The organism is Corynebacterium sp. HMSC076C10 (genome assembly GCF_001812455.1).
Lineage (GTDB): Bacteria > Actinomycetota > Actinomycetes > Mycobacteriales > Mycobacteriaceae > Corynebacterium > Corynebacterium jeikeium_D.
The window spans coordinates 161,378-168,819 of record NZ_KV809084.1; the positions used below are offsets into that span (position 1 = coordinate 161,378).

8 protein-coding genes and 1 pseudogene are annotated in these 7,442 nt (G+C 52.9%); 8 read left to right on the plus strand and 1 reads right to left on the minus strand.

What is annotated here, in order from left to right:
* Positions 1-6 precede the first annotated feature (6 nt).
* The 8 genes and pseudogenes from HMPREF2857_RS00755 to HMPREF2857_RS00790 all read left to right on the plus strand — a co-directional run.
* A pseudogene (locus HMPREF2857_RS00755) lies at positions 7-348 on the plus strand (sodium:glutamate symporter); the annotation flags it as partial.
* A 955-nt stretch (positions 349-1,303) separates the two neighbouring features.
* Positions 1,304-2,776, plus strand: coding sequence for an AAA family ATPase (locus HMPREF2857_RS10825; protein WP_083310474.1), 1,473 nt, complete (start codon positions 1,304-1,306; stop codon positions 2,774-2,776).
* A 51-nt stretch (positions 2,777-2,827) separates the two neighbouring features.
* Complete coding sequence (locus tag HMPREF2857_RS00765; protein WP_110217540.1) at positions 2,828-3,043, plus strand: ribbon-helix-helix protein; 216 nt, start codon at positions 2,828-2,830, stop codon at positions 3,041-3,043.
* A gap of 119 nt (positions 3,044-3,162) precedes the next feature.
* The gene (locus HMPREF2857_RS00770; protein ID WP_070642168.1) at positions 3,163-3,621 is read left to right on the plus strand and encodes a hypothetical protein; all 459 of its coding nucleotides are present in this window, start codon (positions 3,163-3,165) and stop codon (positions 3,619-3,621) included.
* A 137-nt stretch (positions 3,622-3,758) separates the two neighbouring features.
* A complete protein-coding gene (locus tag HMPREF2857_RS00775) occupies positions 3,759-4,133 on the plus strand; it encodes a hypothetical protein (RefSeq protein ID WP_070642169.1) in 375 nt (124 codons plus the stop codon).
* Between the two features lie 86 nt (positions 4,134-4,219).
* The gene (locus HMPREF2857_RS11165) at positions 4,220-4,393 is read left to right on the plus strand and encodes an antitoxin VbhA family protein (RefSeq protein ID WP_162565070.1); all 174 of its coding nucleotides are present in this window, start codon (positions 4,220-4,222) and stop codon (positions 4,391-4,393) included.
* Complete coding sequence (locus HMPREF2857_RS00780; RefSeq protein ID WP_070642172.1) at positions 4,390-5,373, plus strand: Fic/DOC family protein; 984 nt, start codon at positions 4,390-4,392, stop codon at positions 5,371-5,373. The genes HMPREF2857_RS11165 and HMPREF2857_RS00780 overlap by 4 nt, the downstream gene beginning before the upstream one ends.
* A gap of 666 nt (positions 5,374-6,039) precedes the next feature.
* A complete protein-coding gene (locus HMPREF2857_RS00790) occupies positions 6,040-6,351 on the plus strand; it encodes a hypothetical protein (RefSeq protein WP_110217538.1) in 312 nt (103 codons plus the stop codon).
* A gap of 135 nt (positions 6,352-6,486) precedes the next feature.
* Here the strand turns inward: HMPREF2857_RS00790 and HMPREF2857_RS00795 are convergent.
* On the minus strand, positions 6,487-7,442 hold a 956-nt coding region (locus HMPREF2857_RS00795; protein ID WP_083310475.1), incomplete at its 5' end, for an Abi family protein.

Sequence of the window (7,442 nt, forward strand, 5' to 3'; positions counted from 1 at the left end):
CCCAGAATGAACTGGGTAGGTGGTTTTTTGATGCGGCGGTTCATCCCCTGGTTCCAAAAGCTTCTCATCCCCGCACCGATTACTGCGGGCTTGCTCGGCTTGCTGCTAGGCCCCAACGCTTTGGGAATAATCCAGTTCAGCGAGCATTTCGGCGACTACGCGACCATTCTCATCGCGGCAGTCTTCGGTGCCCTGCCATTCACAATGGATTTCGATGCCAAGGTGCGCCAGCGCGCGCGAACGATGTGGTCCTATTCCGTAGGCATGTACCTGGCGCAGTGGGGATTCTTCGCGCTACTCGGCGTGATAATTTTTGCCCCACTGTTCAACACGCCGGACTGGTGTGGCTATTCGGTGGAGTAGCGCTTATCGGTGGGCTAGTCCTGTTGATTCTGCCGATGATCATGCTGAAGAAATCGAAAGCCAGGGCTTCGTAGAGTTCTTTATAGAGGGCGGGGACAGGAAAAGTTTTCTCCCGCCCTCTACTGTTGCGACCCCACCGTGGACTGACCAGGCCCGTCTGCCAGCTATTTCCTAGCGCTGCGCTCACTTATCGATGCATGATTCACCTATCGATGCGCTCCAGCGTATCCATAAGTGAATAATTCATCGATATGTGAAACCGAAAGCCAGCAGCGCGTACATGAGCTGAGGCAAATCGACCGGAATCAACCCAGCACCCCCTCAAGCTAAGTACCTTCAGGCCGACTAATCGAGCAGCGCCTCACACTGCATTTCTGATGACCGCCCCTTTAATGCCCGGTTGTGCAGTGCGCGAGTTCGTCAGACCCAACGGCTACCCAACGACTTACCCCCCCCCAAAAAAACGGTGAAAAACGGTGATTTGGCCCCAGAAAAAAGAAGACCCCTACCGGCGTTGCACCGGTAGGGGTCTTTTCTTAGTGGCGGGGGCAGGATTCGAACCTACGACCTCTGGGTCATTAGCCAACATTAATGCCTGGCCTAACACGCTCTGGCTCTACAAAAATGGCTCTTGGCAGGCACAACATATTTTTTTAACCCCAATGACCGCGTGCGGCCACGACCAAACGCGGTCATGCCCGCATACCCGCAAGCCCGCATCAAGACACTTGCACGTGTGGGGCGCAGCAGCATGTTCATACACACAATCACGCCCTACAAAGCACTGACAAGGAGACCGCAACAAGGCATGACCGCACGACCGCTCGCGGCATAGCCCCATCGACCGCACGACCACAAAGAAGCCCCTTAACTGAGCTTTGGTTTTCCAAACAGTTACAGTTACATAACACTAGAGTGAACAAAAGAAACCAATGAACTCATGCTTATCAGTGACCGCGCCAACCTTGCCTCCATTCCCTCTGGGTGGGAAACCCCTCTTCGGAATTGGGAAGTTCACCTACGAGCGCAAGGACTACGACCGGCCACTATCGATACTCGCATCCGCCATGTGCGACGTCTGGCGCGTGAACTTCATGCCCCTACGCCTAGCACAGTTACTGAATCATCTCTTACTGCCTGGAGCGGCGAGAAAAACTGGCACCCGGAAACCCGACACGCATACCACGCCAGCGTGCGGACGTTTCTGCGCTGGTACGCGACAGATTCTTACTGCCCGGAGCTACCTACACTTCCCAGCGTCAAACGCCCAGTTCCACCTCCCCGGCCAATTCCCGAGGAAATCCTCACAAAGGTACTTACTGATACCACAGAGCGCACCGGGCTTATCCTACGCCTGGCTGCTGAACTTGGACTCCGTGCCGGGGAAATCGCACACCTGCGCACAGATCACTTTTCCGTCTCACCTTCTGGCCTTTGGAATCTCACAATCGACGGCAAAGGTGGCAAACAGCGAATTCTTCCTGTTCCCACCACATTGGCCGGACTGCTTCGTCGCAGATCGCACAAAGTTAACTCCCTTTGGTTCTTTCCTGGTCGCATCAATGGACACCTATCGCCTCGCTATATCAGCAAACTCGCCTCGCAAGCACTTCCCGACGAATGGACGCTACACCCATTGCGGCACAGGTTCGCCACCGTCGGCTACCAGGCCTCTCACGACCTGCTCTCAATACGACAGGCGCTCGGCCACTCCAGCGTGCAAACCACCACCCGCTACACCGCATCAGACACAACAGGCCTTATCGCAATCACCCACGCAACACAGCTCACTTCTGCCAAGGAAAGGAATCATTCGACGATGAGCACAATCGCAGTATGCAACAACAAGGGTGGCACAGGAAAAACCACCTCAACCATCATGCTGGCAACCTACTTCACGACTCTGGGCAAGAGAGTTGCTGTCCTCGACGCTGACCCTCAAGGATCATCTACCGACTGGTCGCTTCTGGCAGCAGAAGCCAACGACCCGCTGCCATTTTCAGTCACTCCAGTCAACAAACGCTCAATCAGCATTTCCCCTACAGACGCGGACATTGTGCTCATCGACTGCCCACCGGGTGACCCTACACTCATCGATGCCGCGCTACGCACGGCAGACGCTGTCATTGTGCCGACATCACCATCTGGAATTGAAGTAGCTCGCATGTGGGAGACGCTCGAAATCATCAACGACAAACCTGCTGCCGTACTCATCACCTCGGCGCAGCTAAACACCACGACGCTTGAAGACTTACTCAACGCACTCGATGAGGCTGGCGTGCCAACTTTTTCCAACATCATTCTCGCACGTCAAGCAATCAAACGAGCATGGGGCACCACCCCCTCCCAATGGCACGGATACGACGGCGTTGCCGATGAGATCCTCACAGAATTCCTACCGCAAAATAGCTAGCCCGCATACGGGCATGACCGTATGAATCACGAGAAGAAGGAAAACAATCAAATGAGAAAACCCACCAATGCTATGCACAAGCCAGCTACCACGCCAAAGCGCGCACGCGATACTTTCACGCAAGCCGCCCAAACTGACAATCGCGTCCATCTCACCGTTCGCATTAGCCCGGAACTTCGACACCGGCTAAACATTTACGCCGCAGAAAACCAGCGCACGGTCACCGATATCGTGACACAAGCCGTCACCGACCTACTCGACTCCTAAACCACTACCGAAAGAATGTTCTGCAATTCAGACCGCCTAATCCGAGCACCGTGCAATCATGCCCTCATGACCACACGCCCGCCTGACCGCACGCCCACACTTCACGGAAAAGAGGACTCATGACCTACCCATCTACTAACTATGAGCATCACCCCCAGGACAACCAGCAACGTCCGAAATACGACATTCAAAAGCTGGCTATCAACCTCGGTGCGCTCACCGTACTCGGAGGTGTCGTCGCATTCGCCGTCATCTTCCTCGTATCAGCCACCATCAACGCATTCAGCAACCAACCAGTGCCCGAACTATCTGAATCGCTGTTTCTCGCAGTGTGCTCCGCACTAATCGGCCTGTGCTTCGGTTTGATCTATCTTCCTATAGACGGCACTGGAAACGAAGGACTGTACAAGGTAGCGGTCGGCGCACTAACTGCCGTGGTCTCAGTCGTATACGTCCTCTACGGCGGACTGCTCGGCGGTGACTGGTCAACGCTCAAGATCCTTGCCGTTTTCCTCTGCGCAGCAGCAATCGCAATCATGGCACCTGCCCGCATTGCACCAGCAGTCAACTACGCCTAATTCAAAAGCACTCAATCGAGCAACACAAACTTGCTCGATTGAACAGCTTTATACTTCTTCATCTCGCAACTACCCAGACTTCCAACATGCCTGTCTGACCGCACGCGGTACTGACCGCATAGAGAAGGGATATTCCCATGATGCCTTACTACATTTTCATGTTCTTCGTAGCCGTCTTTTTGTGGCGCAAATTCCGCAACCTGACCGATTTTCTAATTCGCTTCGTTCCGCTCGGCATCATTTGCGCAATTCTCTATGTTGTCATCGCCACCCCGTTCGTCCTCTTCGGTGAAGTCTTGCATAAGCGCGAAGACGGTAAGAACTGGCGGGAACAGCAAATTGAACAGACGGGCATTGACCCTTGCGCTGAACAACCTGACCAAGGCGACGACGTCCTGCCAGGAGTATCACAGCAATCCTTGGAAGACGCCAACACTCTGTCATGGGAAGAAAGAGATCAAAGACTTAAGGACAGCTACGACCTGATGATTAAGTGCAAGCACGGCGAATAGCGGCCATGCGGGCATGCCCGCAGCCCCGCACGCCGGCATGCGGGCAGCGCATTACGAAAAATTGTGATGGACTATACACTCACCCTATGGATCGAAATGAACGTAAAGTCCGCAATGCCATTGCCTCCACACAAGCCGAGGGAGTCCACCTCGACGAAGAGGATATTAAAGCGGCGTACCGCCTAGCCCGAGGTCAATCCACAGCTGCTGACGAGATTCGCAAACTGGGCTTCATTCCGAACGAAGACTCAAGCCAGTGACGCAGCAGGAACGCTGGGACAATCTCCTTTTCCCCGGCACGAATACGCTACGAAATAAGCAAGGCATCACAGACGAACAGGCGTGGCAACAGGCCGAGGGACAATTATCTCTCAGGCGCAGCTTGACCCTGCCTGCGCTTGGATTTGATGGGACACTTTCCAATCAGCTCGCTCAAACGCACGAACACCTCTTCCAGGATTGCTACGACTGGGCCGGACAGTTCCGTGATCTCGACATGACGATCCCCAGCGCCAGTCACCCCGACGGCTACGCCACTTTTGCGAGCCATACCACCGTTGAAGCGCGGATTGCTGAACTCGACGAAGTCGTTGACGCACTGGACTCAGCTAACTACGACGACAAAATCGAAGCTCTGGCTTATCTTCATTGCGAGCTGAACGAAATCCACGCCTTCCGAGAGGGAAACGGACGCACAACACGCGCGCTCATGGAAACCCTAGCTACCAGATACGACATTGAGCTGGCCTGGGACGGACACATCAGTCAGCTACATGATGTCTCTGCGGCTTCCATGGCTGGCACCACGCTAAATTCGGCACCATTCCACAACTTCTACAAGCAAATATGCCAACCAGCCTCACACGATGACGCTGACCTGACCATCGACGAACTGTTTGCTCAACAGCATGAAACCGACGCAACAAAGAACCGGCTCGACCAACACTTCGACCGCTATACACACGCACACGACTACGAAAGGAAAACCCCCACGATGGCTCAGCAAAACTGGGATGTTCCACTGGACTTCTATGGGCGACACTTCGACCTCAAGGTCACGGTCGACCGCTACATTAATGGTGGACGACCCGGCATTACTCTCACCCATGAAGAAGACGGCAACGAAGAAATCTTCACAACGCTGACCGAAAAATGCACCCCACATCGACCTCGACGACGACCGCCGCCAAATCATCATCAATCACGATGTCACACGCGAAACCCTCAACGCCGTATTTGACTCTGGCCTACTAAACCGTGAGCCTGACGACACCGTCTATCTTGGTATGGCCGCGTGCAACGTCCACTCCTTTACCGATGAGGCCCAAACGTGGATTAACGACCAGCTGGAAAACATTGACATTGACCAATCACAAGTCGATGCGTTCGCTTTCGCACAATCGGCTTACCCCAATGGCATTCAGCTCAATGACAGCCAAACAGAGCAAGGTAATAGCCAGCCCCAGTCCGAAACTCACGAATATATCTCAGCTGATAGTGATGCTACAGAGGCATAAGACCGCAACGCCCGCATGCGGGCAGGCGGTCATGCGGGCATGACCACATACGGAACCCCATGCACAGCATGGGGCATTTTCTTTTAAGAATCGAGATCGATCCTTAAATCTCGTTTTTCCATGAGAAGCCTGCGGCGATTATACGGTCGACCCGCTCCACGCAAGTCCAGCGACGTCGTCGTCCGATTCCCTCCAAAAAACTTTTCTACGCGCTTCAGTCGCGTACCGCTCCTTGCGCTTATTCCGCAGAAAACTTTTTCTCCCTCCTCGGATACCTGGACTTGCATTCCACTTAGCTCGACCTAATCGGCACTCCGTGCCTTCTCAGGCAAAAAACGAGGACGGGTACCACACCAAAGATGGTCACCGCAATCACGCAAGGAGAGAAAATGCCACGCTACGCCACTATTCCAATCGGACTTGCCGTCACCGGGACGCTCTTTCGACTCGCAGAACTTGTCACAAACGAGCTCGCCGATGACCACAACATGATTGTTGACAAGCACATCGTCGGGCTTGCTCTCGAAGAATGGTCAGAACAAGCACTCCTCCACATCGACGGCACCCCCGCACCCTGGATTACCAACGCAATCGCTATCCAAACGCACGCATACAACGCCGTGAATACAGCAGCGGAAAACTGGCTTGAAATTGCTGTAACGGATGCAGTCGAAAGAATCCGCCTAGCCATCACTGGCTAAAAGGCAAGACCGCATACCTGTTCGCGGGCATGCGGTCTAGCTAATGGTGGACATCATTGGTGCAATTCCAATCATTCTTTTGAAGTAACGCCTGCACCAATAGGCTCGACATACCTACTCCAGCTGTTCACAAAGTCAGTCTCCTGAGTAATTATTCGGATTCCAGATAGCATCAAACTCAAAGTCCTGAGGGAAATCCATCCACGCAAGCCACTCTTCATCTGCACTCACAAGCAAATCCCGTAAACTATCGACCACTTGGTTGTCTGGATGCACTTTTTGGACGATAAAAACTGCAATTGTGAGTGTATAGAAAATCTTATTGCTGTCCGCGTCTGCTAAGAGATTCAAGCAATCTGGTATGTTCCGGAGTTCTGCGACACGTATATTTGGTCGTCGACTCCAGACTCGTGAGTGATGAGCTGCAGCATTCCTAAAGATTGTGAAAACACGAAGAAAACTCACAAGAATCATGGAAGCCGGTAATCCTACCGATTTTGCAATATCTTTCCGGATTCTTTCAGAACCGATATTGTCATACCACTTAGACAACTGACCAAAACTCATGATTTCCGTTGCCATCCAAATGGGTGGAAACCGGTCGTGATACTTCCTCCGGTAAGAGGATATAAACGGCTCTCCATCACTTAGCTCAAGCCGCTCCTCCAATTCCTTAATATCACGGGAAAAGGCTCCCCTACCATGAAAATTCCTCGCTTCTAAATAGCCGAAAGGACCATAATTCTCCGCCAGCTTATTTGTAATTGCTGCACGCAGCCACACTTCGATGATGTGAGCCAGCTCTAAAATATGACTCCGCAGACGAGCGTCAAATTCATACAGTCTCAAGACATCCTCGAGCTGCGTCCCTTTCTCAATACGATGCTCGCCATTTTCCTGCTCGTCGTCTTCGTAGTACCACCAGAGGTATCCAGTGAAACGGTAGTAGCTCATTCGCTGTAGGACTTGCTTGAGAGCTTCTTTTTCACAGTCCAACCCGCGACTTTGCAGTTGCTCGATTTGCTTGTCAAGCGAGAGAGAGGGTTTCGAGAAATTCGGGTTAAGGGTCAGAAAGTGTGTCTGAAATCGGG

Coding starts and splice junctions, on each gene's coding strand:
- HMPREF2857_RS00790 (WP_110217538.1), top strand. CDS start 6,040: ATGCCACGCTACGCCACTATTCCAATCGGACTTGCCGTCACCGGGACG.
- HMPREF2857_RS10825 (WP_083310474.1), top strand. CDS start 1,304: ATGCTTATCAGTGACCGCGCCAACCTTGCCTCCATTCCCTCTGGGTGG.
- HMPREF2857_RS00770 (WP_070642168.1), top strand. CDS start 3,163: ATGACCTACCCATCTACTAACTATGAGCATCACCCCCAGGACAACCAG.
- HMPREF2857_RS00775 (WP_070642169.1), top strand. CDS start 3,759: ATGATGCCTTACTACATTTTCATGTTCTTCGTAGCCGTCTTTTTGTGG.
- HMPREF2857_RS11165 (WP_162565070.1), top strand. CDS start 4,220: ATGGATCGAAATGAACGTAAAGTCCGCAATGCCATTGCCTCCACACAA.
- HMPREF2857_RS00765 (WP_110217540.1), top strand. CDS start 2,828: ATGAGAAAACCCACCAATGCTATGCACAAGCCAGCTACCACGCCAAAG.